This is a genomic window from Kitasatospora phosalacinea (genome assembly GCF_030268885.1).
Lineage (GTDB): Bacteria > Actinomycetota > Actinomycetes > Streptomycetales > Streptomycetaceae > Kitasatospora > Kitasatospora phosalacinea_C.
The window spans coordinates 290,741-316,732 of the sequence record NZ_BSSA01000001.1 but is presented as its reverse complement, the minus strand read 5'-3'; the positions used below and the strand labels follow the sequence as shown (position 1 = coordinate 316,732).

Annotated in this window: 16 protein-coding genes; 8 read left to right on the top strand and 8 right to left on the bottom strand. The window is 73.9% G+C overall.

What is annotated here, in order from left to right; all coding sequences use genetic code 11:
* Positions 1–98: 98 nt before the first annotated feature.
* Both QSK52_RS01335 and QSK52_RS01330 read left to right on the top strand, forming a co-directional pair.
* Entirely contained in the window at positions 99–1,046 is a 948-nt protein-coding gene (locus tag QSK52_RS01335; RefSeq protein ID WP_285732514.1) for a DMT family transporter, read from the top strand.
* 261 nt (positions 1,047–1,307) lie between these two features.
* On the top strand, positions 1,308–2,798 hold the full coding sequence (locus QSK52_RS01330) for an FAD-binding protein (protein WP_285732512.1): 1,491 nt from the start codon (positions 1,308–1,310) through the stop codon (positions 2,796–2,798).
* Positions 2,799–3,207: 409 nt separating this feature from the next.
* On the opposite strand, the gene QSK52_RS39420 is transcribed toward QSK52_RS01330, so the two are convergent.
* The 8 genes from QSK52_RS39420 to QSK52_RS01295 all read right to left on the bottom strand — a co-directional run bounded on the left by QSK52_RS39420 (position 3,208) and on the right by QSK52_RS01295 (position 13,833).
* A complete protein-coding gene (locus tag QSK52_RS39420) occupies positions 3,208–3,462 on the bottom strand; it encodes a formyltransferase family protein (protein WP_352230263.1) in 255 nt (84 codons plus the stop codon).
* Between the two features lie 53 nt (positions 3,463–3,515).
* Positions 3,516–5,270 carry a cellulase family glycosylhydrolase gene (locus QSK52_RS01325; protein WP_285732510.1) on the bottom strand — a complete coding sequence of 585 codons (1,755 nt, stop codon included), beginning with the start codon at positions 5,268–5,270 and terminating at the stop codon, positions 3,516–3,518.
* 46 nt (positions 5,271–5,316) lie between these two features.
* Positions 5,317–6,828: a glycoside hydrolase family 43 protein gene (locus QSK52_RS01320; protein ID WP_285732508.1), complete on the bottom strand. Its 1,512-nt coding sequence runs from the start codon at positions 6,826–6,828 to the stop codon at positions 5,317–5,319.
* A gap of 162 nt (positions 6,829–6,990) precedes the next feature.
* Positions 6,991–9,135 carry a glycoside hydrolase family 36 protein gene (locus QSK52_RS01315; protein ID WP_285732506.1) on the bottom strand — a complete coding sequence of 715 codons (2,145 nt, stop codon included), beginning with the start codon at positions 9,133–9,135 and terminating at the stop codon, positions 6,991–6,993.
* Between the two features lie 48 nt (positions 9,136–9,183).
* Positions 9,184–10,212, bottom strand: coding sequence for a LacI family DNA-binding transcriptional regulator (locus tag QSK52_RS01310; RefSeq protein ID WP_285732504.1), 1,029 nt, complete (start codon positions 10,210–10,212; stop codon positions 9,184–9,186).
* Positions 10,213–10,241: 29 nt separating this feature from the next.
* Positions 10,242–11,219: a carbohydrate ABC transporter permease gene (locus QSK52_RS01305; RefSeq protein ID WP_285732503.1), complete on the bottom strand. Its 978-nt coding sequence runs from the start codon at positions 11,217–11,219 to the stop codon at positions 10,242–10,244.
* Entirely contained in the window at positions 11,216–12,163 is a 948-nt protein-coding gene (locus tag QSK52_RS01300) for an ABC transporter permease (RefSeq protein WP_285732501.1), read from the bottom strand. Before QSK52_RS01300 ends, QSK52_RS01305 begins: the two co-directional genes overlap by 4 nt.
* On the bottom strand, positions 12,160–13,833 hold the full coding sequence (locus QSK52_RS01295) for a Tat pathway signal sequence domain protein (protein WP_285732498.1): 1,674 nt from the start codon (positions 13,831–13,833) through the stop codon (positions 12,160–12,162). Before QSK52_RS01295 ends, QSK52_RS01300 begins: the two co-directional genes overlap by 4 nt.
* Positions 13,834–14,059: 226 nt before the next feature.
* On the opposite strand from QSK52_RS01295, the gene QSK52_RS01290 reads away from it, so the two are divergent.
* From QSK52_RS01290 to QSK52_RS01265, 6 genes are all read left to right on the top strand, one after another.
* Complete coding sequence (locus QSK52_RS01290; RefSeq protein ID WP_285733398.1) at positions 14,060–16,885, top strand: glycoside hydrolase family 3 protein; 2,826 nt, start codon at positions 14,060–14,062, stop codon at positions 16,883–16,885.
* Positions 16,886–17,022: 137 nt separating this feature from the next.
* Positions 17,023–18,066 carry an acetylxylan esterase gene (locus tag QSK52_RS01285; RefSeq protein WP_285732496.1) on the top strand — a complete coding sequence of 348 codons (1,044 nt, stop codon included), beginning with the start codon at positions 17,023–17,025 and terminating at the stop codon, positions 18,064–18,066.
* 5 nt (positions 18,067–18,071) lie between these two features.
* Positions 18,072–19,499, top strand: coding sequence for a GH1 family beta-glucosidase (locus QSK52_RS01280; RefSeq protein ID WP_285733396.1), 1,428 nt, complete (start codon positions 18,072–18,074; stop codon positions 19,497–19,499).
* Positions 19,496–21,778 carry an alpha-xylosidase gene (gene yicI, locus QSK52_RS01275; RefSeq protein WP_285732494.1) on the top strand — a complete coding sequence of 761 codons (2,283 nt, stop codon included), beginning with the start codon at positions 19,496–19,498 and terminating at the stop codon, positions 21,776–21,778. Before QSK52_RS01280 ends, yicI begins: the two co-directional genes overlap by 4 nt.
* A 34-nt stretch (positions 21,779–21,812) precedes the next feature.
* Positions 21,813–23,831 (top strand): glycoside hydrolase family 31 protein, encoded by a 2,019-nt coding sequence (locus QSK52_RS01270; RefSeq protein ID WP_285732492.1) that lies wholly within the window; start codon positions 21,813–21,815, stop codon positions 23,829–23,831.
* Complete coding sequence (locus tag QSK52_RS01265) at positions 23,828–25,975, top strand: alpha-galactosidase (RefSeq protein ID WP_285732490.1); 2,148 nt, start codon at positions 23,828–23,830, stop codon at positions 25,973–25,975. The genes QSK52_RS01270 and QSK52_RS01265 overlap by 4 nt, the downstream gene beginning before the upstream one ends.
* The last annotated feature ends 17 nt before the right edge of the window (positions 25,976–25,992 follow it).

Sequence of the window (25,992 nt, the reverse complement as noted above, 5' to 3'; positions counted from 1 at the left end):
CCCGCCCGGGCCGTCCGTCACCGGACGCCGCCCCGGGCCGGTCGGCGCTGCCCGCTTCCGCGGCCCACCGACCGTCACAGCTCTCCGGGAGTCCACCCGTGTTCTCGTTGCATTCCTCCACCCTGCCCGCACGACGGGGCCTGTGGTACGTCGCCCTGGCCGCCACCGCCTGGGGCACCGCCGGGGCGGCGGCCGCGCTGCTGTTCCAGCGCAGCGGCCTGGGCCCGCTCGCGCTGACCTTCTGGCGTTCGGTCGGCGGCGCGGCGGTGCTGCTGGCGCTGCGCCCGTTCACCGGCCGGGCGGCGCGCCCCGCGCGCCCGTCCGTGCCGCGGATCCTGCTCAACGGCCTGGGACTGACGCTGTTCCAGGCCGCGTACTTCCTGGCGGTCCGGCACACCGGGCTGGCCGTCGCCACCGTGGTGACGCTGGGGTCGGCGCCGGTGCTGGTGGCGCTCGGCGGGCGGCTGCTGATGGGTGAGCGGCTGGGCCGGGCCGGGCTGGCCGCGGTGGCCGGGGCGGTGCTCGGCCTGGGCGTGCTGGTGCTCGGCGGCACTCCCGCGGGCTCCGGCGCTCCCGCGGGCTCCGGCGGCGGGGTCGAACCGGCGGGCCTGGCCTGGGCGCTGGCCTCGGCGGCGGGCTACGCGGCGATCACCGTGGCCACCCGCCACCGGGCCTCGCGCACCGGCACCGCCGACGACCCGGCGACCACCACCCTGTGGTCGTTCGGGGTCTGCGCGGTCTGCCTGTTCCCGTTCGCCCTGGCCGAGGGCCCGCTGCCGTCCACCGGTTCGCTGCCCGCGACGCTGCTGCTGCTCGGTTACCTGGCGACCGTCCCGACCGCGCTCGCCTACGCGCTGTACTTCGCGGGCGCGGCCGTGGTCCGGGCGGCGACGGCCTCCGTGGTGGCACTGATCGAGCCGCTCGCCGCCACCGCGTTCGCGGCCGCGGTGCTGGACGAACCGCTGACCCCGGCGGCCCTGCTGGGCACCGCGGTCCTGCTGCTCTCGGTGACGGCCCTGGCCCGCGCCGAACTGCGGGCGACCTGACCGCGGACCGGTTCCCGACGGTCCGCCGTCGGTGCGCGCAACGAGAACAAAGTTTCATGTCCAGTTCAAAACAGTCCGGGCCCGAAACACTTCGGGAAATGCCGCAATGACCGAAACTCCCCAACACACACACGTCCTTCGCAACTCAGTGCTAATCTCCAGCTGATTTTGATCCCCGCGTGGGCGTTCCGGGCCCCGGTACTGCGCGCTGCCCGCACGCAGTCGACCACGTCCTCGCGGCCGGAAGGGGTGGGACAGGGCATGGAACAGGAAACCCGAGCGCGGGGACTGGCACGCCGCACGCTCGTCAAGGGGGCGGCGCTCGGTGTCGCGGCGGTCGGCTTCAGTGCGACCGCCGGGACGTGGGTGGCCGACGCCGCGACCGCGACCCCGTTCGACCGGGTTCCGCACCTGGACGGCGAACTCCTCCTGGACGCCGCCAGCAGGGCCGCCGACGCCGTCGACCAGGGCCGCATCGTGGCCCGCACGCCGGGTGCGGTCCTGCGGCCCGGCTCCGTCGACGACATCGCCAGGATGGTCAGGTTCTGCGCGGCCCGCGGCATCCGGGTGTCGGCGCGCGGCGAGGGCCACACCACCTATGGGCAGTCGCTCAACGAGAACGGCCTGGTCGTCGAGATGCGGTCGCTCAAGCGGATCCACCGGATCGACCCGCGGGGGGCCGACATCGACGGCGGCGTGCTGTGGACGGAGTTGATGACGGCCGCGTTCGCCCACGGCCTCACGCCGCCGCTGTTCACCGGCTACACCGACCTCACCGTCGCCGGGACGCTCTCGGTCGGCGGCGCGTCCCCCGGCGCCGGGTCCACCCGCGGCCTGCAGATCGACCACGTCCGGGAGTTGGAGGTCGTCACCGGGCGGGGCGAGGTCCTGGTCTGCTCCGCCGACCGGCACCCCGACCTCTTCAGGGCCGCGCTCGGCGGCCTCGGGCAGTGCGGCATCATCGTGCGCGCCAGGCTCGACCTGGTACCGGCCCAACCCCTGGTGCGGAACTACCAGTTCACCTACCCGGGCGGCCTCGCGCCCATCGGCGACCTACGGACCCTCACCGAACGCGGCGAGGTGCTCGGCGCCTACGTCACCTGGGCCTCGACCGGGACGTCCTTCGTGGGACAGCTCCTGGTCAGCGTGCCCTTCGTGCCCGGCTCCCCGCCCGACGACGGGCACCTGCTGCGCGGCCTCAGCCAGCCCCCGTCCGCCGCCGCCGTCACCGACCTGAGCCACCCGGACTGGGTCACCCAGGTCAACCGGCAGGTCGACCAGATGGAGGCCGTGCTGGACTACGGACACCTGGTCAAGCCCTGGTTCGACGTCTGGCTCAACGACTCGGAGGTCGACCGGTTCCTGGAGGACGTCCTCCCCGGGCTCGACCCGCGCGACTTCGCACCCGGCTCCCTGCTCCTGCTCATCCCCGCGAAGCGGTCCGGCGTCGACCACCCCGCCTTCGTCGAGCCCCGGGCGGACTCCGCCCCGTGGATGTACCTGTTCGACATCCTCGACAACTCCGCCGCCCCCGGCCCCGATCCGGCGTTCGCCGCCGAGCGGCTGCTGCGGAACGCGGAGCTCTACCGCAAGGCCAGGGCCGCCGGGGGTTCGCGCTACCCCATCGGGGCGTTGGAGTTCACCAAGGCCGACTGGATCGCCCACTACGGCGACGCGTGGCCGGCGTTCCGGCGGGCGAAGGCCCGGTTCGACCCCCGCGGCATCCTCAACCCCGGCCCCGGGATCTTCTGAGGCCGCGCCGCCTCCCCGGTCGCGGCCGGAGCGGCTCGGTCGGAACGGTTCGGTCGGAGCGGCTCGGTCGGAGCGGCTCAACCGGAGTGGCTCAGTCGGCGGCGGTGAGGAACGCGTCGCCGAACAGCCGGTTGTCGAGCGCCCCGGCGTCGTCGCTGGTCCAGAACTCCCAGAGCGCGGTGGCGAGTTCGTCGACCGAGAGGGTGCCGTCGCCGTCCAGGTCGAGCCGTTCGAAGGCCGGCGCCGCGGTGCCCGGAGGGGTAGGCCGAGGGCCCGGTGGAAGCGACCGAACTCCTCGGCGGTGACCCGCCCGTCGTCGTCGGCGAGCACCCGCGGCAGCAGGTCCAGCAGCACCCGCACGCCCCGCGGGTAGGCGTGCACGACGTGCCGGGCGAGCGAGCGGGCCGGGTCAACGGGGAGCCGGCCGGTGCCGAGGACCGGGCCGGCGTCCACGCCCCGGTCGATCCGGTGCACGGTGCACGGTGCAGCCGATCGACTCCCGTCCCTCCGGCATCGTCCAGAACGGCGAGAACAGGCTCGCGCAGCGCGGCAGTTCACCGGGGTGCACGTTGCGGACGCCCAGCCGGGGCACGGCCAGCGCCTCCCCGTGGAAGATCAGGCTGAACCGGACCGAGACCACCAGGTCCGGGGCGAAGGCCGACAGCGCCCCTCCCCCACCGGGGGAACCCGGACCCGCCGGGGTCCCCCGGTCCTGCGTCAGGAGGCGGTGCCGGTGACCGTGTTGCCGGACTTGGTGAGGTGGTAGGTGACGGTGGCGCCGGTCCAGAAGCGGAAGGTGAGCGTCACCGGGGCGTCGTCCTTGAGCGACTTGAGGAAGTCGGCCTTGACGGTGGTGGTGTCGGCGGCGTAGTCGGCGCGGTAGTTGTCGAAGGACTGGTAGATGGTCCAGGAGGCCGGACCGGCGGCGGTGCCGTCGGCGTAGGTGGACTCGACGTTGGCCATCAGGGAACCGTTGAACCGGGTCGGGACGGTGAGCCCGTCGGTGGTGCCGGTGGCGTCGGACAGCACCGGCTGCTCGTAGGAGCGCACGAAGAGCTTCCACGGGACGCCGTCGGAGTAGCGGACCTCCAGGGTGGCGTGGACGCCGGTGGCGCGGTCGCCGGCCAGTCGGGTGAGGGCCTCGGCGGTCAGGGTGAGCCGGTTGCCGCTGAGGGTGTAGTCGCGGGAGGGGACCAGCTGGGTGTCGCCCTGCCACAGCCCCGTGAACGAGAGCCCGTTGGGGTTCAGGGTGAGGGTCTGCGCCGGGACGGCGCCGGAGGCGGGCACGAAGACGTTGTCGCTGGAGGCGGTGCCGGAGCGGGTCCGCCAGGACGCCTGGATCAGGGCCTTCATCTCGGGGACCATCCACTGCATGGTGGAGCGGTTCAGGAAGTCGTTGTAGGCGTCCCAGAGGGCGGTGGTGAAGCCGTTGGCCCGCGCCTCGTAGCTGACGTGCTCGAAGTACTTCAGCATCTCGCCGCGCTCGACCACGCCGGAGTAGGGCGAGGTGAGCAGGCCGACCTCGCCGACGTAGACCGGAATGCCCTTGGCGACGAAGGTGTCGTGCACCCGGGCGAAGCCGTCGTGCAGGTCGGCCTGGGCCGTGGCGTCGTAGGTCGGGCCGTTGGCGATGTTCACGCTGAACGGGTACCAGCTGTAGTAGTGCACGGTGGCGACCAGGTTGCGGTCGTGCAGCGAGCTCATCGTGGTCGACAGGTCGTCGAGCCAGTGCTGCGCGTTGTTGGTCTCCTCGGAGGGCAGCACGAGCAGGCGGTCCTTGTTGCGCCCGCCGCTGTCCCGGACGATGCGGTGGAAGGAGGTGTTCAACTCCCGCAGGTACTGGGTCTTCTGGGCGTCGGTCGCGTTGGAGAACTGCGGCTCGTTGATGCTCTCCATGAGCAGCGTGCGCGGCTCGTCCCTGAAGGCGGTGGCGATCTGCTGCCAGGTGGCGTTGAACCGCGCCAGGACGTTGTCGTGGTCGGCGGACATGTTCGCGATCCACTGCCACGAGTCGTGGTGGACGTTGATCTCGACGTAGAGGCCGTCCTCCAGGGCCCAGTCGACGACCTGCTTGACCCGTGCCATCCACGCCGCGTCGATGGTGTAGGGGGCGGTGGCGGACTGGTGCGGGTACCAGGAGACGGGGATGCGGACGCTGCGGAAGCCCTGCGCCTTGAGGCCGTCGAAGGTCGCCTTGGTGGTGAGCGGGTTGCCCCAGGAGGTCTCGTCGGGGAGGGCGTCGAAGGTGTTGCCGAGGTTCCAGCTGGGCTGCATCGCGGCGACCGCGGCGATCGGGTCCTTGGGCACGTGCACCGGCCGGTGCGCGTCCCCGGCCGCGGCGCCGGGTGCGGCCGGGGCGGCGACGGCGGTGCCGCCGACGAGGCTGCCCGCGGTGACCAGGGCCGCCACGAGGCCGGTCGTCCACCGGGGCCGGCGGTTGCGCGGGGGTGCGGTCTGCTGTGCGTCGTTCACGGGTCGTCCCTTTCGTGCGGAGTTGACGGTTGCCCCTGACGGGTGGTCAGGGAAGCGGGGTGGCTTCGTAGTCGAAGCGGTCGAAGTGGACCGTCCCGGCCGCGGCGTACATGCCGATGACCCGGCCGGTGAAGCCGCCGGCGACCTCGGTGGACAGGTAGCGGCCGCCGAGCGCGGCGAGCACGGTGAAGGTGCCGTCCGGCTCCTCGATGCCGAAGGAGAGGACGTCCGGTCCGGTCCGCGAGCCGCGCGGGGGCTCCGGGGCGGTCTCCACGCCGAGCACCACCGGTCCGGCGGGCACCGGCCGGGAGGCGACCTCGCTGCGCAGCGGGCCGACCCGGGCGAGGACCCTCACCTCGCCGCCGCCCGCCTCGATCTCGTAGTGGTGCTCCTCGTCCAGCCGGACGGCCAGGCCGCCGCGGCCGTCGGCGGGGTCGACCAGGGTGCGGACCCGGCAGGCGTGGTGCTGCTGGCGGCGGCCGACGAAGACCGCGTCGGGCGCGTCGAGGGAGGCGCCGGCGGCGCGCAGGGTCAGCCAGCCGGGACGTTCCTTCGTGGTGCAGAGCTCCTCCGGGCGGCGGCGCACCGAGATCCACTGCGGGTCCAGCTCGGCCCGGTCGAAGTCGTCCCGGGTCGGCACCTCCGGCACGGGGTGCAACGGCCAGGAGGGGACGGGCAGTTCGAGGGTGACCTCGCCGACCACCGGCCAGCCGTCCACCCACTCGACCGGGGCGAGGAAGGTCTCCCGGCCGAGCACGTGCCAGCCGGGGGTGCCGCCGCGCGGCCGCACGGCGAGCAGCACCATCCACCAGGAGCCGTCGGGCGCCTGGACGAGGTCGGCGTGGCCGGTGTTCTGGACGGGGCGGGCGGTGCTGCGGTGGGTCAGGACCGGGTTGTGCGGGCAGGGTTCGAACGGCCCGGAGGGGGTGCGGCCGCGGGCGATCGAGACGCCGTGGCCGCGTTCGGTGCCGCCCTCGGCGATCATCAGGTACCACCACTCGCCGATCCGGTACAGGTGCGGGGCCTCGGGGGCGAGGGCGCCCGGGGTGCCGGACCAGAGCCGGTGCGGCTCGCCGAGGGTCTCGCCGGTCGTCGGGTCGATCCGGACCTGCGCGATCCCGTTCACGGTGACCCAGCAGGTGCCGTCCTCGTCCCAGGCGAGGTCGGGGTCGATGCCGGGGACGCCGGGCAGGTGGACCGGGTCGGACCACGGGCCGGCCGGGTCGGTGGTGGTCAGGAGCATGGTGCCGCGGTCGCTGACGTTGGTGACGACCAGGTGGAACCGGCCGTCGTGGTGGCGCAGCGTGGGCGCGAAGACGCCGCCGGAGGAGGGCTTGTCGAGCGGGAGCCGCAGCTGCTCCGGGCGGTCCAGGGCGTTGCCGATCTGCCGCCAGTGGACCAGGTCGCGGCTGTGGAAGACCGGGATGCCGGGGAAGTACTCGAAGCTGGAGCAGACGAGGTAGTAGTCCTCGCCCACCCGGCAGACGCTGGGGTCGGGGTGGAAGCCGGGGATCACCGGGTTGGGGACGGTGCCGGTCGGCCGGGGCTGGGCTGACACGCGGTCGGTTCCTTTCGGGGGTCCGGCGCGGGAGGGGGCGGTGCCCCGCGGGCGCCGGAGCACTGTGATATGTACATGACAGAGGAGGGGTCGACCCGCCCCGCCGCGGGGAGGGGGCGCGGCGCCCGTCCGCGCGGGGGCGTGCGCCCCGGCGGCGGCCGGTCAACTCCGGGCGGACGGTGCCCCGGTGAGGCGCAGCAGCACGGCGGCCGGGGCCGTCGGCAGGGTCAGGTCGAGGTCGCCGCTCCCGGGGCGCCAGGCGGTGACGGCCTTGCCGCCCGCCGGGTAGAGCACCTCGACCCGGGCGTCGGCACCGGCCAGGTGCGGTAGCGGCAGGACGGCGTCCGCCTCCCCGCCGGGGCGGCGCCAGACGGTGAGGTAGGTGGCGGTCGGGGTGCGCAGCGCCAGGGCGGTCCACGCGTCCTCCCACCCCGGGAGGCCGAGCGGCCAGGCCGGTACGGCGTGCGGGAGTTCGGCGCGGAGCGACTTGTGGACCGCGACCGCCTCGTGGACCAACTCCCTTGCCTGCGGCGAGAGTTCGGTGAGGCGACCGGAGAGGTGGATGCGGCCCAGCAGCGCGCTGGCCATGGTGAACGCCACCTCGTCGAGCGAGTCCCCGGGCTGCGGGTACGCCCAGACGGCGCCCTGCTCGGGGGTGACCGCGGTGGGGGCGGCGGCCGCGATGGGGGCGTAGCGCAGCAGGTCCTGCTGGTCGCTGGTGGACTGCAGCTGCATCCGGGACAGCAGCGCGTGGTCCATCCGCATCCCGCCGGAGGCGCAGTTCTCCAGCACCAGCTCCGGGTACCGGTCCAGCAGCCCGTCCAGCCAGTCGAGTTGGGCCCGGTTGTGGCCGAGCAGACCGGCCGCCGGGGCCTCGCCGGGGTGGGCGCTGGTGCCCGGGCCGGGGTCGGTGTTGTGGTCGAGCTTGAGGTAGCCGACGCCCCACTCGCCGACCAGGCGGTCCACCACCGCGTCCAGGTGCGCCCGGGCGGCGGGGTGGCGCAGGTCCAGGTGGTGGCGGCCGCCGCCCTCCTCGACCCGCTCCCCGTCGCGCCGGAAGAACGCCTCCGCGGGCAGCGACTGCGCCAGCGGGCTGGACGCGCCGACCGCCTCCGGCTCCAGCCACAGGCCGGGCACCATGCCGCGCTCGCGGATCCGGTCCAGCACCTCGTGGATGCCGCGCGGCCCGGGGAAGCGGGAGGCCGAGGGCTCCCACGCGCCGACGCCCGCCCACCAGTTCTCGCCCTGGTCGGCGTACCAGCCGGCGTCGATGACGAAGTACTCCGCCCCGGCCTCGGCGGCGGCGTCCACCAGCGGCAGCAGCTTGTCCGTGGTGGGGTCGCCCATCAGGCAGTTCATGTAGTCGTTGAAGACCACCGGCAGCCGGCGGTGGTCCGGGTGCGGTCGGCGGGTGGCGCGGCGGTGGCGGGTCAGGGCGGCGAACGCCCCGTCCGGGCCCCCGTCCGGGGAGAGCGCGAGGGCCACCGGGACGGTGCGGAACTCCGCGCCGGGCTCCAGCGGGTGGCGCCAGCCGTGGTCGGCGGCGTTCGGACCGTGCAGGGCGGCGTACGCGGTGTCGTCGCGCACCCCGCACTCCCAGCGCCAGCCGCCGCCGTTGTGCTCGATCTGCCACAGCCAGGTCCGTCCGGTCCGGCGGTCGGTCAGCCCGCCCATCGGCAGCCGGCCGCAGCTCGACCACACGCCCTGGCCGGCCACGACGCGGGTGCTGCGGCCGGAGGTGGTGCGGTAGCGGCCGCTGCGCTCCGGCGAGGAGGCCCGTAACGGCTGGCGCTGCCAGCGGCACTCGGCGAACCACTCGTTCTCCGCCCACAGCAGCTCGGCGTCGTCCAGGGCCGCCGGGCCGCCCCGGGTCAGGCAGCCCGTCACGAGCGAGCCGACCGATTCCAGGTGCAGCGTCCGCGGCCCCTCGTTGCGCAGCAGGACCTCGCTGCGCAGCACCGGGAGGCCGTCGGACGAGTGGTAGCGCACCTCGGCGGTCAGGCCGGTCCCCGGCTCGTGGAGTTCGACGGTGAGCAGGTGCTGGTCGCCGTCCCGGGCGGCGCGGTGCGCACGGTGGCGCAGGCGCTCGCCCAGGACGGTGTCGACGAGGTGTCGGCCCGACCAGTGGCGGCCGAGGCCGGCGGTCGTCACCTCCACCAGGGGCAGCGGTGCGGCGGGGCGCGGGGCGGTGCCCTCCTCTCCCGGGGCGCCGAGGCGGACCAGGCGGGCGGTGCCCCGGTCGTCCGGGGCGATCTCCAGTTCCAGGGCGTCGTGGCCCCAGCGGATCGTCTCGTGCGGGTCGGTCATGGTGCCCTCCATGGGGGGAGAGGGACGCGGCGGGGGGCGGTCGGCGGGTCAGCTGCGGCGCGGGGCCGGGGCGGTGCTCTCGCGGACCACCAGTTCCGGGGCCATCAGCAGCAGTTCGTCCTTCGGTTCGCGGCCCGCGGCGAGGGCGTCGATCCGGGCCATCACCTGGTCGACGGCGAGCTGGCCGAGCTCCTTCTTCGGGCTGGAGACGGAGGTGAGCCGGGGGGAGTGCTGCTCGGCCAGCACGTCGGGGCAGATCGCGATCACCGAGGCGTCCTCGGGGACGGTCCGCCCGCTGGCCCGCAGCAGGGAGAGCAGCGGCCCGATCGCGCCCTCGTTCTGCACCACGAAGGCGGTGGTGTCGGGCCGGTCGGCGAGGATCCGGGCCAGGGTGCCGGCCGTGGATTCGTAGGTGCCCTCGCAGGAGCGGTGCAGGAACCGCAGGCCGCGGGCCTCGGCGCGTTCCCGGAAGCCGGTCAGGGTGCGCTCGGCGTAACCGGCGTGCCGCTGGTAGACGGCGTTGCCGTAGCCGATGAAGGCGACGTCCCGGTGGCCGAGTCCGGCGAGGTGGTCGGCGCACAGGGCGCCCGCGGTGGTGAAGTCGTGGTCCACGCAGGAGAGTCCGGTCGGATCGACGGGCAGGCCGATCAGGGCGGCGGGCACGCCCCGTGCGTGCAGCACGGGGACGCGCTCGTCGTCCAGGCGGACGTCCATCAGGATGACGCCGTCGGCCAGGCCGCTGGCGGCGACCCGCTGGACGCCGTCCGGGCCCTCGTCGTTGGTGAGCAGCAGGACGTCGTAGCCGTGCTCGCGCGCCGCCACGGTGACCGCGATCGCGATCTCCATCATGGTCGGCACGTGGACCTCGGTGTGCAGCGGCACCATCAGGGCGATGATGTGCGACCGCTTCCCGGCCAGCGCCCGGGCACCCGCGTTCGGGTGGTAGTCGAGCGCGGCGATGGCCTGCTCGATCCGGTCGCGGGTCTTCTGCGAGATCGATCGCTTGCCGCTCAACGCGTAGCTCACGGTACTGGCGGACACACCCGCGTACCTGGCCACATCGACGAGGGTCACCATCGCGTGCACTTCCTTCGGTGTGTTTCGGCTCAGCCCTTGATCGCGCCGGTGAGCACACCGGCACGGAAGTGCTTCTGCATGAACGGGTAGACCAGCAGCAGCGGCACCAGGGTGAGGACCACGACGGCCATCTGCAGGGACAGCGGCGCGGTCTGCGCGTGCGTGCTGCCGAAGCCGGAGTTCACGGACCCGGGCAGGCCGTTGCCGCGGTTGACGTACGTGAGCAGAACATACTGCAGCGGCCACTTCTGGGCGTCGGTGGGCAGGTAGAGCATCACGTTGAAGAACGAGTTCCAGTAGCCGACGGCGTAGAAGAGGGCGATCACCGCGGTGACGGCCCGTGAGGTGGGCAGCACGACGGACCACAGGATCCGCCAGTCGCCCGCGCCGTCGATCCGGGCGGCGTCGATCAGGTCGCTGGAGGTGGTGGAGTAGAACGAGCGCAGCACCAGGATGTTGAACACCGACACCGCGCTGGGCAGGATCAGCGACCACCACTGGCCGTAGCCGCCGAGGCCGGTGACCACCAGGAAGCTGGGGATCAGGCCGCCGCTGACGAACATCGTGACGATCAGCAGGCTGAGGATCGTGCGGTGCCCGAGCGAGCGCGAGCGGGAGAGACCGTACGCGCAGAGCACCGAGACCACCATCGACACCAGCGTGCCGACGAGCGTGATGCCCAGGCTGACCATCAGCGCGGTGCGCACCGTGCCGTCGCCGAGCATCTGCCGGTACGCCTCGGTGCTGAGGCCGTCGGGCCAGATCACCAGTCCGCCGGCCCGGTTGACGGCGCCGGGGGTGGAGAAGCTGGTCAGCGTGATGATCCAGAGCGGGACGATGACCACCGCGAGGACGCCGGTCAGGGTGATGCCCTTGGCGGCCTGGCCGACGACCGTGGGCGGTTCCTCCCAGGGGGCCCGTCCGGCCCGGGCCCGGGAGCGGCGGCCGGTGCGGACCGACCGGGCGGGGACGGCGCCGGTGCGGAGCGTGGGGTGAGCGTTCGTCATTTCCGGTACAACCCGTCCTCGCCGAAGACGTGCGCCAGTTTGTTGGCGCCCCAGATCAGCAGCAGCGAGATGACGCTCTTGAAGAGGCCGGCCGCCGCGCCGAAGCTGTAGTTGCCGTTGGCGATGCCGTAGTAGAAGGAGAAGGTGTCCAGCACGTCGGCGGTCTCGTGGCCGACCGCCTCGCGTTGGATCAGGAACTGCTCGAAGCCGACCGACAGCGCGTTGCCGAGGCGCAGCACCAGCATCAGCACGATCACGCCGCGCAGGCCGGGCAGGGTGATGTGCCACATCCGGCGCCAGCGTCCGGCGCCGTCGGCCGCGGCGGCCTCGTACAGGTCGGTGTTGATCGCGGCGAGGGCGGCGAGGAAGACGATGATCCCCCAGCCGGCCTCCTTCCACACCGCCTGGGAGGTGATCAGCAGCGCGAAGGTGTGCGGGTTGGTCGTGATGTCCCAGGGCTGCATGTCGTGCTGGCGCAGGAAGTGGTTGAGGACCCCGGCGCCGCCGAGCATCTGCTGGAAGATGGTGATCGCCAGCACCCAGGAGAAGAAGTGCGGCAGGTAGACCACGGACTGGATGAAGTTCCGCAGCCGCTCGCTGAGCACCGTGTTGAGCAGCAGGGCCAGCGCGATCGGAACGGGGAAGAACAGCACCAGCTGGACGAGGCTGAGCCACAGGGTGTTCTTCAGCGCCCCCCAGAACAGCGGGTCGTTGAACAGCTGCTGGAACTGCGCCAGACCGGCCCATTCGCTGTTGCGCACGCCGTCCAGCGGATCGTAGTACTGGAACGCGGTGACCAGGCCGAACAGCGGCGCGTAGTTGAAGACCAGCAGGAGGACCACCGCGGGCACGGTCATCAGCAGCAGCGACTTGTCGCGCCGCAGCCTCGTCCGCCAGGTCAGCGACTTGCCGGTTCCGCCCCGCTCCGACCGCGCGGCGCTCACTGCCCGGTTCCGTACTTGCTCAGGACGTTGTCGGTCATCCACTGCTTGAGTCGGTCACCGCCGTTGGACTTCCAGGTGGAGATGGCGGCCTGGACGTCGGAGACCTTCTTCTTGCCGTGGTAGCAGTCCTTGATGGTGTCCTCGACGGCCTGTCCGCTGTCGGCGCTGGCGATCTGCTGCGGCATGCTGAGGTTCATGTTCCAGAACAGCGGCTTGTAGAGGGTCTTGACGTTGGCGGCCTGCCAGGCGGTGTAGTCCTTGGTGACCTGGTCGCCGCCGGGGTTGGAGATCACCGAGGGCGGGGCGGCGAGGAACGGGAAGGTGGTGGCCTGGACGTCCTTCTTGCCCTCGTCGGTCGCGGTGGGCACGCCGTTCACCCGGTTGTAGTGGACCCCCTCGACGCCGAAGTTGATCAGCGTGTACTCGGCCGAACCGTACGGCGCGGCCAGGTAGTTGGCGACGGCGAGCAGTTCCTCGATCTGCTCCGGCTTCAGCTTCGCGTTGAGGTAGCTCAGCATGCTGGACGAGGAGCCCATGAAGATCTGCGGGTTGCCGGTGCCGGAGGCGGTCATGATGTTGAACGCGCCGCGCCGGTAGTTCGGGTCGGCGGCGATGCCGGACTGGTGGTCGGCGAGGTTCCAGGCGCCGAGGCCGCCGCCGCCGATCAGGGTCTTGCCGGCGTAGAAGCGGGTTCCGGCGTCGGAGTTGTTGCCGGCGATCGCGTCGGGGTGCAGGTAGCCGGCGCTGGCCAGCTTGTAGTGCCAGTCCAGCGCCTCCAGGAACTCCGGCAGCTCGTACTTGTGGACCAGCTTGCCGTCCTTGAGGGTCCACTTGGCGGGGATGCCCCAGGCGATCGACAGGTAGGTCCAGACGTCGTCGAAGGCCCACACGCCGCCCTTGGCGTCGGTGAGCTCCTTGCCGAGGTTCATCATGTCGTCCGCGGACTTGACCTGGTCGGCGGTGATGCCCTTGGCCTCCAGCAGGTCGCGGCGGTAGAAGACCGCGCCCGGGAGCGGCATGGCGGTGGAGAAGCACGGGATGCCGTAGAGCTTGTCGCCCCACACGCCCGTCTGCCAGGCGCCGGTGGGGATGGCGGCCAGGTTCGGGTACTGCTTGATCTTGTCGCCGGCCAGGTACGGGGTGAGGTCGGCGAGCTGGGAGTCGGCCAGGCCGCCGGTGTTGAAGTTGGAGTTCCACCAGGCCGGCAGGTTGATCCAGTCGGGCAGCTTCTTGGCGGCCGTCATGGTCGGGATGATGGTGTTGTAGTTGTTGCCGTCGGCGGGCTTCATCTCGAAGGAGACGCCGAGCGCCTTGTTCATGGCCTGGTAGAAGGAGTTGCCGGCCGGCGGGACGGTGCCCCACAGCGGGGTGACGGCCGTGTAGCTGCCGCCCTTGCCGGGGACGCCCTGGACGGTGGCGACCGGGTTCGCCGGGTAGCTGAGGAACCCGGGGTCGGTCACCGCGCCGTTGCTGCCCCCCGACACGCCGGGGATGTCCGCGGGGACCGCGGTGTTCGGCACGTACGCGGGCAGGGCGGCCTTCATGCCCTGCTCGGTGTTGGCGCCGGACTTGTGCTTGCCACCGCCGCCCCCGCAGGCGGACAGCAGGGGCGCCACGGCGGCGGCACCTGCGACGGTGGCGGCGGAGCTGAGGAAGCTTCTGCGGTTCAACCCTTGTCTCATGGGGCGGCCCTTCTCCAGCAAATGTCGAATCGCTTGAATGTTTCGGCGACACTAACGACGGGTTGCCAGTTCGGCAAGAGCCTGGACAAATATAAATTCCAGGCGCACCAAGGCTGTTGACACGTCGAAGCGCGCCGTGTCAGCGTCGATGGGCTTCGACGAACGCACCCGCTCCGATCTGCCCGAGGGGTCCACCCACGTGAGTTCCACCGCCATGCCCACCACCGGCCCGTTCCCGTTCCGCGATCCTGCGCTACCGCTGGACAAGCGCGTCGACGACCTGCTGGAACGGCTCTCCCCCGACGAGCGCCTCGCGATGCTCCACCAGTACGCACCGGCCGTCCCCCGCCTGGGAGTCGCGGCGTTCCGTACCGGCAGCGAGGCCCTGCACGGCGTGTCCTGGCTGGGCGAGGCCACCTCCTTCCCGCAGGCCGTCGGCCTCGGCGCGAGCTGGGACGAGTCGCTGGTCCGCCGGGTCGCCGAAGCCGTCTCCACCGAGCTGCGGGCCTTCCACCACCACCGCTCCGCCCCCGTCGCCCCCGAGCGCGGCCCCATCTCCCTGCAGGCGTGGGCCCCGGTGCTGAACCTGCTGCGCGACCCGCGCTGGGGCCGCAACGAGGAGGGCTACTCCGAGGACCCGGTGCACACCGCCCGGATCGGCGAGGCCTTCTGCCGCGGCCTGGCCGGCGACCACCCCACCTACCTGCGGGCCGCCCCGGTGCTCAAGCACTTCCTCGCCTACAACAACGAGGACGACCGCTGCACCACCTCCTCCGGCGTGCGCCCCCGCGTCCTGCACGAGTACGACCTCGCCGCCTTCCGGCCCGTCGTCGCCTCCGGCGCCGCCACCGGCGTGATGGCCGCCTACAACCTGGTCAACGGCCGCCCCTGCCACGTCTCCCCGCTGCTGCGGACCGAGCTGCGCCGCTGGGCCGAGCCGACCGGCCACGAGCTGTTCGTGGTCTCCGACGCCGAGGCCCCGTCCAACCTGGTCGACCCCGAGCACTACTTCGACGACCACGCCGAGTCGCACGCCGCCGCCCTCAGGGCCGGCATCGACTCCTTCACCGACCACGACGCGGACAGCGAGACCGTCATCGGCCGCCTGCGCACCGCCCTGGAGCGCGGCCTGATCGACCAGGCCGACGTCGACCTCGCCGTCCGCCGCCAGCTCGAACTGCGCTTCCGCCTCGGCGAGTTCGACCCCGAGCTGGACCCGTACGCGCAGATCGGCGCCGAGGTGGTCGACAGCCCCGAGCACCGCGCCCTGGCCCGCGAGGCCGCCACCGCCTGCGTCGTCCTGCTCAAGAACGACGGGATGCTGCCGCTGGCCGGTGCGCCCCGGGTCGCGGTGATCGGCCCGCTCGCCGACAGCCTCTACGAGGACTGGTACTCCGGCACCATGCCCTACCGGGTCACCGCCGCCGACGGCCTGCGCGAGCGGCTGGCCCCGCTCGGCGGCGGGGTGACCGTCGCCGAGGGCCTGGACCGGATCCGCCTGAACTCCGCCACCACCGGCGAGGCGCTGGCCGGCACCGCCTTCGACCTCGCCGACTGGGGCGAGGGCGTGCTCACCCTGCGCGCCGCCGACAGCCGCCTCTTCCTGTCGCTGAAGAGCGACGACACCCTGGCCGCCGACGCCGCGGTGATCAAGAGCTGGTTCGTCAACGAGACCTTCCGGCTGGAGGAGGCCGCCGACGGCACCGTGCTGCTGCGCGCCGTCCACACCGGCCGGTACGCCGCCCTCGACGCCGACGGCCGGGTGCGGATGACCGCCGAGCGCCCCGAGGACGCCGAGCACTGGCACCGCGAACTGCTGCGCGACGGCCGGGCCGAGGCGCTCGCCGCGGCCGCCGACGCCGACCTGGCCGTCGTCGTCCTCGGCAGCCACCCCCTCATCCACGCCCGCGAGACCCAGGACCGCAGGCACACCGCGCTGCCGCCCGCCCAGGAGGAGCTGCTCCGGGCGGTCGCCGCCGTCCGCCCGGACACCGCGCTCGTCCTGATGAGCAGCTACCCCTACGCCGTCGACTGGGCCCAGCAGCACCTGCCCGCCGTCGTGTGGACCTCGCACGCCGGCCAGGAGACCGGCCACGCCCTCGCCGCCGTCCTGTGCGGCGACAGCGACCCGGCCGGACGCCTCCCGCAGACCTGGTACCGCGGCGACGACGAGCTGCCGCACCCGCTGGACTACGACGTCATCCAGGCCGGCTGGACGTACCAGTACCACCGCAGCCCCGCGCTCTACCCCTTCGGCCACGGCCTGTCCTACACCGCCTTCGCCCACGGCGAGCTGGAGCTGGACACCGACACCGTCGGCCAGGACGGCACCCTCCGCGCGGCCCTGACCGTCACCAACACCGGCCCCCGTCCCGGCACCGAGGTCGTGCAGCTGTACGTCCGCGCCCTGGACGCCCGCTACCAGGCGCCGCGGCTGCGGCTCGCCGACTTCCGCAAGCTCCACCTGGCGCCCGGCGAGAGCCGGGAGGTCGTCTTCGAGCTGCCCGCCGCCGCGCTCGCCCACTGGGACGTGGCCACCGGCGCGTTCACCGTCGACCCCGGCGACTACCAGGTGATCGCGGCCCGCTCCGCCGAGCACCTCCTGCACACCGCCCGGCTGACCGTGACCGGCCCCGCCCCCGCGCCCCGCACCGCCGTCGAACGGCCGCTCGCCGCGGTCGACTTCGACGAGCACACCGGCATCACCCTGGTCGACGCGAGCCGGGCCGACGGCGACGCGGTCACCCCCGCCGACCCGGCGGCCGGCGCCACCCTGCGCTACCGCGCCCTCGACCTCACCGGCGCCGCCCGGATCGAGGCCGACCTGGCCCGCCGGGACGCCGACGGCACCGCCCGCCTGGTCGTCGAGGCCGACGGCCGGGTGCTCGCCGAGATCGAGGTCCCGGCCACCGGCGACCACTACGCCTGGACCACCGTCACCGTCCCGCTCACCGGCACCCCGGACGGCGTCCACGACCTGGTGCTGCACCTGCACGGCGCGTTCCGCCTCGGCGACCTGCGCTTCGGCCGGGCCGACTGAGGCCACCCGGCCCGCCCGCGCGGAGCACCCGCCCCGCGCGGGCGCCCGGCCCGCGCGGGACGCCCGCTCCGTGCGGGGCGCGACCCTCCGCCCGCATCCGCTCCTACCCCGTCACCCGCCGCCCGGAGGCGGCCCGCATGTCGCTGCTCACGCCCCACCACCTCACCCCGTCCTCGCAGCACCCGGAGGAAGCCCCCGTGCCACCCGCCGATTTCGGGCTCGACGAACTCGCCGCCTACCGGCCCGAGTCGCCCGCGCCGCAGGACTTCGACGCGTTCTGGCAGCGCACCCTCGACGCCGCCCGCGCCCACGGCGGCGAGGTCCGGGCCGAGCGCGTCACCCCGCAGCACGGGCTGCGCACCGTCGAGGTCGAGGACGTGCGCTTCCCCGGCTGGAACGGCGAGCCGGTGGCCGCCTGGCTGCTGCGCCCGCGCGGCGCGCGGGGCCCGCTGCCCGTGGTGGTCGGCTACCAGGGCTACAGCGGCGGCCGCGGGCTGCCCACCGAGCACCTGTTCTGGTCGGCCGCGGGCTACGCCCAGCTGGTCGTCGACAGCCGCGGCCAGGGCCACGACACCCCGGACCGCGGCGAGGGCGACGGCACCCAGTGGGCCGAGGGTTTCATGACCCGCGGCATCGACTCCCCGGAGAACCACTACTACCGGCGGCTGATGACCGACTGCGTGCGCGCCGTGGACGCCGTCGCCCACCTGCCCGGCCTCGACCCCGAGCGGGTCGTGGTGAGCGGCGCCAGCCAGGGCGGCGGGCTGGCCCTCGCGGCGGCCGGGCTGCTCGGCGACCGGGTCGCGGCGGTCCTGTCCGACGTGCCGTTCCTGTGCCACTACCAGCAGGGCGCGCAGCTGTCGCTGGACGGGCCGTACCAGGAGCTGGTCAAGTACCTGCGCTGGCACAGCCGCCACCGCGTGCAGCCGACCTTCGCCACCCTCGCGTACTTCGACGGCGTCCACTTCGCCCGACGGGCCACCGCCCCGGCGCTGTTCAGCGTCGGACTGATGGACCCGGTCTGCCCGCCGCGCACCGTCTACGCCGCCTTCAACGCGTACGCCGGGCAGGACCGCACCATGACGGTGTGGCCGTTCGCCGACCACGCCGGCGGCTGCGGCTCCAACCCGCCGGTCCAGCTGGCGTGGCTGCAGGCGCGCGGGCTGGCGCCGGAGCTGTGAGCACCGTGCCCGGCCACCGGACGAGCGGTGGCACCGGCGCGCCGGACCTCCCGGACCTGCCCCCCGGCTTCCGGTTCGGCGCCGCCACCGCCGCGTACCAGATCGAGGGCGCCCACGACCGGGACGGCCGCGGCCCCTCCATCTGGGACACCTTCAGCCACACGCCCGGACGCACCCTCGGCGGCGCCACCGGCGACACCGCCTGCGACCACTACCACCGCCACCGCGAGGACGTCGCGCTGCTGCGGGGCCTCGGCGTCGACACCTACCGGCTGTCGCTCTCCTGGCCCCGCCTGCTGCCCCGGGGCACCGGCCCGGCCAACCCCGCGGGCCTGGACTTCTACGACCGCCTGCTCGACGACCTGCTCGCCGCCGGGATCGACCCCGCCGTCACCCTCTACCACTGGGACCTGCCGCAGGCCCTGGAGGACCGGGGCGGCTGGCGGGTCCGGGAGACCGCCGAGGCGTTCGCGTCGTACGCGGCCCTCGCCGCCGGGCGCTACGGCGACCGGGTGGAGCGCTGGATCACCCTGAACGAGCCGTACTGCTCCGCGTTCGTCGGCTACGCCGAGGGCCGGCACGCGCCGGGCGCCCGCGAGGGGCGCGGCGCGCTGGCCGCCGCGCACCACCTGCTGGTGGGCCACGGCCTGGCCGTCCGGGAGCTGCGCGCCGCCGGTGCCCGGGAGGTCGGCATCGCGCTGAACCTCGACCGCATCCACGCCGCCTCCGGGAGCCCCGAGGACGAGGCGGCCCGGCGCCGGGCCGAGGTCCTGCACAACGAGGTCTGGACCGAGCCGCTGCTCGCCGGGCGCTACCCGGCGCAGGAGGCCGAGACCTGGGGCGGCCTGGCCGACGGCCCCTGGCGGCGGCCCGGCGACCTGGCGGTGATCGGCGCGCCGCTGGACTTCCTCGGCGTCAACTTCTACCGCCCGGTCACCGTCGCCGCCGCCCCGCACCGCGCCGCGGACCCCGCGGACCGCACCGCCGTGGACGTCGGCGTCGCCGAACTCGACCCGTACGGCACCCCGCACACCACCATGGGCTGGCCGGTCGTCCCCGGCGCGCTCACCGAGCTGCTGGTCGACCTGCACGCCCGCCACCCGCAGCTGCCGCCGGTGTGGATCACCGAGAACGGCGCCGCCTTCGCGGACGAGGTGGCCCCCGACGGGAGCGTCCACGACCCCGCGCGCATCGCCTACCTGCGCGACCACCTCGCCGCCGTCGCCGACGCGGTCGCCCTCGGCGTGGACGTCCGCGGTGCCTACGTCTGGTCGCTGCTGGACAACTTCGAGTGGGCCCGCGGCTACGACCAACGCTTCGGCCTGGTCCGCGTCGACTACGACACCCTGAACCGAACGCCCAAGGACAGCTACCACTGGTACCGGGGCCTGATCACCGCGCACCGTGCGCGGACGGAGGAAGCCGCCCGATGAAGTTCACCGACGGCTACTGGCTGATGCGCCCCGGCGTGACCGCCCGCTACGCCACCGAGATCGCCGACGTCCGGGCCGAGGAGCACCGGCTCACCCTGTACGCGCCGGTCAAGCACGTGCAGGGCCGCGGCGACACGCTCAACAGCCCGCTGCTCACCGTGGAGTGCTGGTCCCCGGCCGAGGGCGTGATCGGGGTGCGCGCCACCCACCACGCCGGATCGGTGCGCCGCGGACCGGAGTTCGCCCTGCCCGGCGCCGCTCCCGGCAGCGGGAAGGTCCACCGCGACGGGGACGTGCTGGAACTGAGCTCCGGCGAGCTCACGCTGCGCGTCGACACCTCCCGGCCGTGGCAGCTGGAGTTCACCGCGGGCGGCCGGGTGCTGACCAGCGTCGGTGAGCGCGGCACCGGCTTCGTCACCGACGCCGCCGGCCGGCACTTCATGCTCGGCCAACTCGCGCTCGGCGTCGGCGAGTCGGTGTACGGCCTGGGCGAGCGCTTCACCCCGTTCGTCAAGAACGGCCAGGTGGTGGACATCTGGCAGGCCGACGGCGGCACCACCAGCGAACAGGCGTACAAGAACGTCCCGTTCCACCTGACCAACCGCGGCTACGGCGTCTTCGTCAACCACCCCGGCAAGGTGTCCTACGAGGTCGGCTCCGAGTCGGTCGGGCAGGTGCAGTTCAGCGTCGAGGACCAGACGCTGGAGTACTTCGTCGTCCACGGACCCACCCCCAAGCAGGTCCTGGAGCGCTACACCGGCCTGCTCGGCCGCCCCGCGCTGCCGCCCGCCTGGGCGCTGGGCCTGTGGCTGTCGACCTCCTTCACCACCGACTACGACGAGGCCACCGTCAACCGCTTCGTCGGCGGCATGGCCGAGCGCGGCATCCCGCTGAGCGTCTTCCACTTCGACTGCTTCTGGATGCGCGGCTACCACTGGAGCGACTTCGTCTGGGACCCGGACACCTTCCCCGACCCGGAGGGCATGCTGGCCCGGCTCAAGGCGCAGGGCCTGCGGATCTCGCTGTGGATCAACCCGTACGTCGCGCAGCGCTCCGAGCTGTTCGAGGAGGGCGTGCGCAACGGCTACCTGGTGCGCCGCGCCGACGGCACCGTCTGGCAGTGGGACCTGTGGCAGCCCGGCATGGCGCTGGTGGACTTCACCAACCCGGCGGCCGTCGCCTGGTTCACCGAGCGGCTGCGCCGCCTGCTCGGCCAGGGCGTGGACTGCTTCAAGACCGACTTCGGCGAGCGCATCCCCACCGACGTGGTGTGGCACGACGGCGGCGACCCGGAGAAGATGCACAACCAGTACACCCAGCTCTACAACCGGGCCGTGTTCGAGCTGCTGCGCGAGGAGCGCGGCGAGGGCGAGGCGCTGCTGTTCGCCCGGTCGGCGACGGCGGGCGGGCAGCAGTTCCCGGTGCACTGGGGCGGCGACTGCGAGTCGACCTTCAACGCGATGGCCGAGTCGCTGCGCGGCGGCCTGTCGCTGGGCCTGTCCGGCTTCGGGTTCTGGAGCCACGACATCGGCGGCTTCGAGGGCACCCCGACCCCCACCGTGTTCAAGCGCTGGGTGCAGTTCGGCCTGCTCTCCTCGCACAGCCGCCTGCACGGCTCCAAGTCGTACCGGGTGCCGTGGGACTACGGCGAGGAGGCGGTGGAGGTCACCCGGGCCTTCACCCGGCTCAAGCACCGCCTCGCCCCCTACCTGCAGCGCGCCGCCCAGCAGGCCCACCTGCACGGCACGCCGGTGATGCGCGCCATGGTCCTGGAGTTCCCCGACGACCCGGCGGCCGCGCTGCTGGACCGCCAGTACCTGCTCGGCGACGACCTGCTGGTGGCGCCGGTGTTCACCGACTCCGGCGAGGTCGACTACTACGTCCCCGAGGGCACCTGGACCAACCTGCTGACGGGGCACCGGGTCACCGGCCCGCGCTGGGTCCGCGAGCAGCACGGCTTCCGCACCCTGCCGCTGCTGGCCCGTCCGGACTCGGTGATCCCGCTGGCCGCCGACGACACCCGGCCGGTCTCCGACTGGGCCGACGGCGTCACCCTGCTGGTGCACGCCTTCGCCGACGGCGCCGAGCGCACCGTCGTCGTCCCGCGCAGCGACGGCCCCGGCGAGAGCGCCCGCTTCCACCTGCGCCGCACCGGCGACCGCCTCACCGTCACCACCGACTCCACCGCCCCCTGGTCGGTGCGCCTGGGCGGACCGGACGGGCCGCTGCACACCCACCCGGCGGGCACCGCCGCAGCCGAACTGCCCTGCCCCGCCTGACCGTCCACCCGAACCCGGAGAAACAGGGAACACCTTGTCCTACAGCATCCGCGCGGGCGGACTGGAGCGTCACAGCGCCCAGGAGGTCCTGCGCATCGAGCCCTGGGGCCCGGACGCGGTCCGGGTCCGGGCCTCGGCCGGGACGATCGACCCGGCCGCCCCCGGCGCGCTGGGGAGCCCGGCGCCCGCCCCCCGCGCCGACCTGTCGGTGACGGAGGACGGCCGGGCCCGCCTGGTCAACGGCCGGATCGAGGTCGAGGCCGCGGCGGACGGCCGGCTGCGGTTCCGCCACGCCGCCTCCGGCCGCGAACTGCTCGCCGAGCGGAGCCCGGAGGCGCACCACCACGCCGCCGCACGCCTGCACGCGGCGGGCGGCCGGACCGAGCAGCACTTCGCGGCGTACGACGGCGAGCGGCTGCACGGGCTCGGCCAGCACCTGCACGGCCGGCTGGACCAGAAGGGCTGCGTGGTCGACCTCGTCCAGGCCAACACCGCCGCGGCCGTCCCGTTCCTGCACTCCTCGCGCGGCTACGGGCTGCTGTGGAACAACCCCGCCACCGGGCGGGTCGAGCTGGGCGCCGACCAGACCCGGTGGACCGCCGACGCGGGCGGGCGGATCGACTACTGGATCACCGCGGGCGACACCCCGGCGCAGGTCCTGGACGCCTACACCCTGGCCACCGGGCGGCCGCCGCTGCTGCCCGAGTGGGCGTCGGGCTTCTGGCAGTCGAAGCTGCGCTACCGCACCCGGGACGAACTCCTGGCGGTGGCGCGGGAGTACCGGGAGCGGGGGCTGCCGCTGTCCGTCGTCGTCTGCGACTTCTTCCACTGGCCGCGGATGGGCGACTGGCGCTTCGAGGAGCACGAGTGGCCCGAACCGGCTTCCATGGTCGCGGAGTTGGCGGAACTCGGGGTGAAGCTCGCGGTCTCGGTGTGGCCGACCGTCGAGCCCGGCAGCGACAGCTACGACGAGTTGCGCTCGTCCGGGCAGCTCGTCCGGGACGCGGCCGGCGGGCTGCTGACCTTCCCCTGGCCGACCCGGGACGCCGAGGACTCGCTGCTCGCCCCGATGGCGTACTACGACGCCACCCACCCCGCGGCACGCGCCGCGCTGTGGCAGCGGCTGGACGGCAACTACCGGGCGCACGGCGTGGCCTGCTTCTGGCTGGACGCCTGCGAGCCCGACCTGCCGCCGGACCTCGCCGCCCGCGCCGTGTACGCGGCCGGACCGGCCGCCGAGGTCGCGAACCTGTACCCGGTGCTGCACGCCCGCGCGGTCGCCGACGGCCTGCGCGCGGCGGGCGAGGACCGCCCGCTGTCGCTGGTCCGCTCCGCCTGGGCGGGCAGCCAGGCCCACGGCGCCCTGCTGTGGTCCGGCGACATCCCGACCACCTTCGACTCCCTCGGGCGGCAGATCCGGGCCGGCCTGAACGTCGCGATGAGCGGCATCCCCTGGTGGAACACCGACATCGGCGGCTTCTCCGGCGGCGACCCCGACGACCCCGCCTACCGCGAGCTGCTGGTCCGCTGGTTCCAGTACGGCACCTTCTGCCCGGTCATGCGGCTGCACGGCGACCGGCAGCCCCACCACCCGGCCTTCTCCGCGGACATGACCGGCGGACCGAACGAGGTCTGGTCGTACGGGGAGGAGGCGTACGGCATCCTCCGCGACCACCTGCTGCTGCGCGAGCGCCTGCGCCCCTACCTGCACGCGCTGTCCGAGGAGGCCCACCGCACCGGCGCCCCGCCGATGCGCCCGCTGTTCTTCGACTTCCCCGCGGACGAACGCGCCTGGGCGGTGGACGACCAGTTCCTGCTCGGCCCGGACGTGCTGGTCGCTCCGGTGTACCGGGCGGGCGTCCGGACCCGCCGGGTGTACCTGCCGTCCGGCGCCCGCTGGCTCGACCCGGCCACCGGGCGGGTGTTGGAGGGCGGGACGACGCACGACCTCGACGCCCCGCTGGAGCGCATCCCGGTCCTCCTGCGGGAGGGCGCCGCCGTGGCGGCCCTGCTGACACCGGACCCGACCACCCCCGGAACGAGGACGAAGTGACCGAGACCGAGCTCGTCGTGCTGTCGGCCGGTGACGCGGCCCTGGTGCTCGACACCGCCGGCCCCGGGGTGCCCCGGGTGCTGCACTGGGGCGCCGACCCCGGCCTGGGCCCCGAGGACGCCGCGCAGGCGCTCGACGCCACCGGCCGCGCCCCGGACCACCAGGCCGGGAGTCTGCTGCCCTCCCAGGGCCGGGGCGGGGGCTGGTTCGGGCGACCGGTCCTGGCCGGGCACCGCGACGGCCGGGTCCGCCCGCTGCGCCTGGAACTCGCCGAGCCGGTCGCCGTGGACGCCCCGGACGGCCGCGGCGGCACCGTCCGGGTCCGGGCCCGGGACACCGGCGCGGGGCTCGCGCTGGACACCGAGCTGGAGATGACGGAGCAGGGCGTGGTGCGGCTGCGCCACACCCTGACCAACACGGCCGCGGACCCGTACACCCTGGAGGTGCTGGCGTGCGTGCTGCCCCTCCCGGCGCACGCCGCGGAGCTGCTGGACTTCGCCGGCCGGTGGGCCCGGGAGCGCTCCCCGCAGCGCTCCCCGCTGCGGCACGGCGTCCGGTCGCGGGAGAGCCGCCGCGGCCGCACCGGCTTCGACGCCGGGCTGCTGCTGGCCGGCACCGAGGGCTTCGGCTTCCGGCACGGCGAGGTCTGGGGCGTGCACCCCGCCTGGAGCGGCAACCACGTCCAGTACGCGGAGCGGCTGCCCGACGGGACGACGGTGCTCGGCGGCGGCGAGCTGCTGGACCCGGGCGAGGTCCGGCTGGCGCGGGGCGAGTCCTACCGGACCCCGTGGGTCTGCTTCGCGAGCTCCGGCACGGGCCTGGACGGGATCAGCCGGGCCTTCCACGGCATGCTCCGGGCCCGGCCGCAGCACCCGGCCACCGCCCGGCCCGTCACCCTGAACATCTGGGAGGCGGTCTACTTCGACCACGACCCCGAGCGGTTGCGCGCCGCGGCGCGCACCGCGGCCGAGGTCGGCGTGGAGCGGTTCGTCGTGGACGACGGCTGGTTCCGGCACCGCCGCCACGACCGGGCGGGCCTCGGCGACTGGTACGTCGACGAGAAGGTCTGGCCGGACGGGCTGCGTCCGTTCGCCGACCACGTCCACGCGCTCGGCATGCAGTTCGGCCTGTGGTTCGAGCCCGAGATGGTCAACCCCGACTCCGACCTGGCCCGCGCCCACCCCGACTGGCTCCTCGCCGACCCCGACCGCCTCCCCTACGAGCAGCGCCACCAGCACGTCCTGGACGTCGCGCACCCCGACGCCCACGCCTACCTGCTGGAGCGGATCAGCACCCTGGTCGGGGAGGTGGGCGTCGACTACGTCAAGTGGGACCACAACCGCGACCTCGCCGACGCCGTCCACGACGGCCGGCCCGGCGTGCACGCGCAGACCACGGCGGTCTACCGGCTGCTGGACGAACTGCGCCGCCGCCACCCCGGGCTGGAGATCGAGTCCTGCTCCTCCGGCGGCGCCCGCGCCGACCTCGGCATCCTCGAACGCACCGACCGGATCTGGGGGTCGGACAACATCGACCCCGTCGAGCGCCAGTCCGTCCAGCGCTGGACCGGCCTGCTCCTGCCCCACGAGCTGATCGGCTCCCACGTCGGCTCCTCCCCCGCCCACATCAGCCACCGCCGCACCGAACTCGCCTTCCGCTGCGCCACCGCCCTGTTCGGGCACGCCGGCATCGAAGCGGACCTGTCGACCTGGTCGCCGGACGAGCTGGGCGCGCTCACCGCGTGGGTCGACGCCTACAAGCAGCTGCGGCCGCTGCTGCACGGCGGCGACGTCGTCCGCGCCGACCACCCCGACCCGGCGGCCTGGGTCCACGGCGTCGTCTCCCGGGACCGCTCCCACGCCGTCTTCGCCCACGTCCAGCTGGACACCTCCGTCACCGAGAACGGCGCCCCCGTACGCCTCCCGGGCCTGGAGCCCGGAACCCGCTACAGCCTGCACGTGCGCCCCGAGCTCTCCGCCCCCGAACACACCTGGCCCGCCTGGGCGAAGCGGGCCGCCCCCCTCACCGTGACCGGCCGCTACCTGGCCCGGGTCGGCCTGGCCGCCCCGCACACGGCCAACCGCCCCGGCCACGCCCTGGTCCTCGAGGCCCGGGCCCTTCCCCCGGCCGCCCGGACGCCGTGACCCCCGCCGCGGTCCTG

Coding starts and splice junctions, on each gene's coding strand:
- QSK52_RS01310 (WP_285732504.1), bottom strand. CDS start 10,212: ATGGTGACCCTCGTCGATGTGGCCAGGTACGCGGGTGTGTCCGCCAGT.
- QSK52_RS01305 (WP_285732503.1), bottom strand. CDS start 11,219: ATGACGAACGCTCACCCCACGCTCCGCACCGGCGCCGTCCCCGCCCGG.
- QSK52_RS01315 (WP_285732506.1), bottom strand. CDS start 9,135: ATGACCGACCCGCACGAGACGATCCGCTGGGGCCACGACGCCCTGGAA.
- yicI (WP_285732494.1), top strand. CDS start 19,496: ATGAAGTTCACCGACGGCTACTGGCTGATGCGCCCCGGCGTGACCGCC.
- QSK52_RS01285 (WP_285732496.1), top strand. CDS start 17,023: ATGTCGCTGCTCACGCCCCACCACCTCACCCCGTCCTCGCAGCACCCG.
- QSK52_RS01330 (WP_285732512.1), top strand. CDS start 1,308: ATGGAACAGGAAACCCGAGCGCGGGGACTGGCACGCCGCACGCTCGTC.
- QSK52_RS01290 (WP_285733398.1), top strand. CDS start 14,060: ATGCCCACCACCGGCCCGTTCCCGTTCCGCGATCCTGCGCTACCGCTG.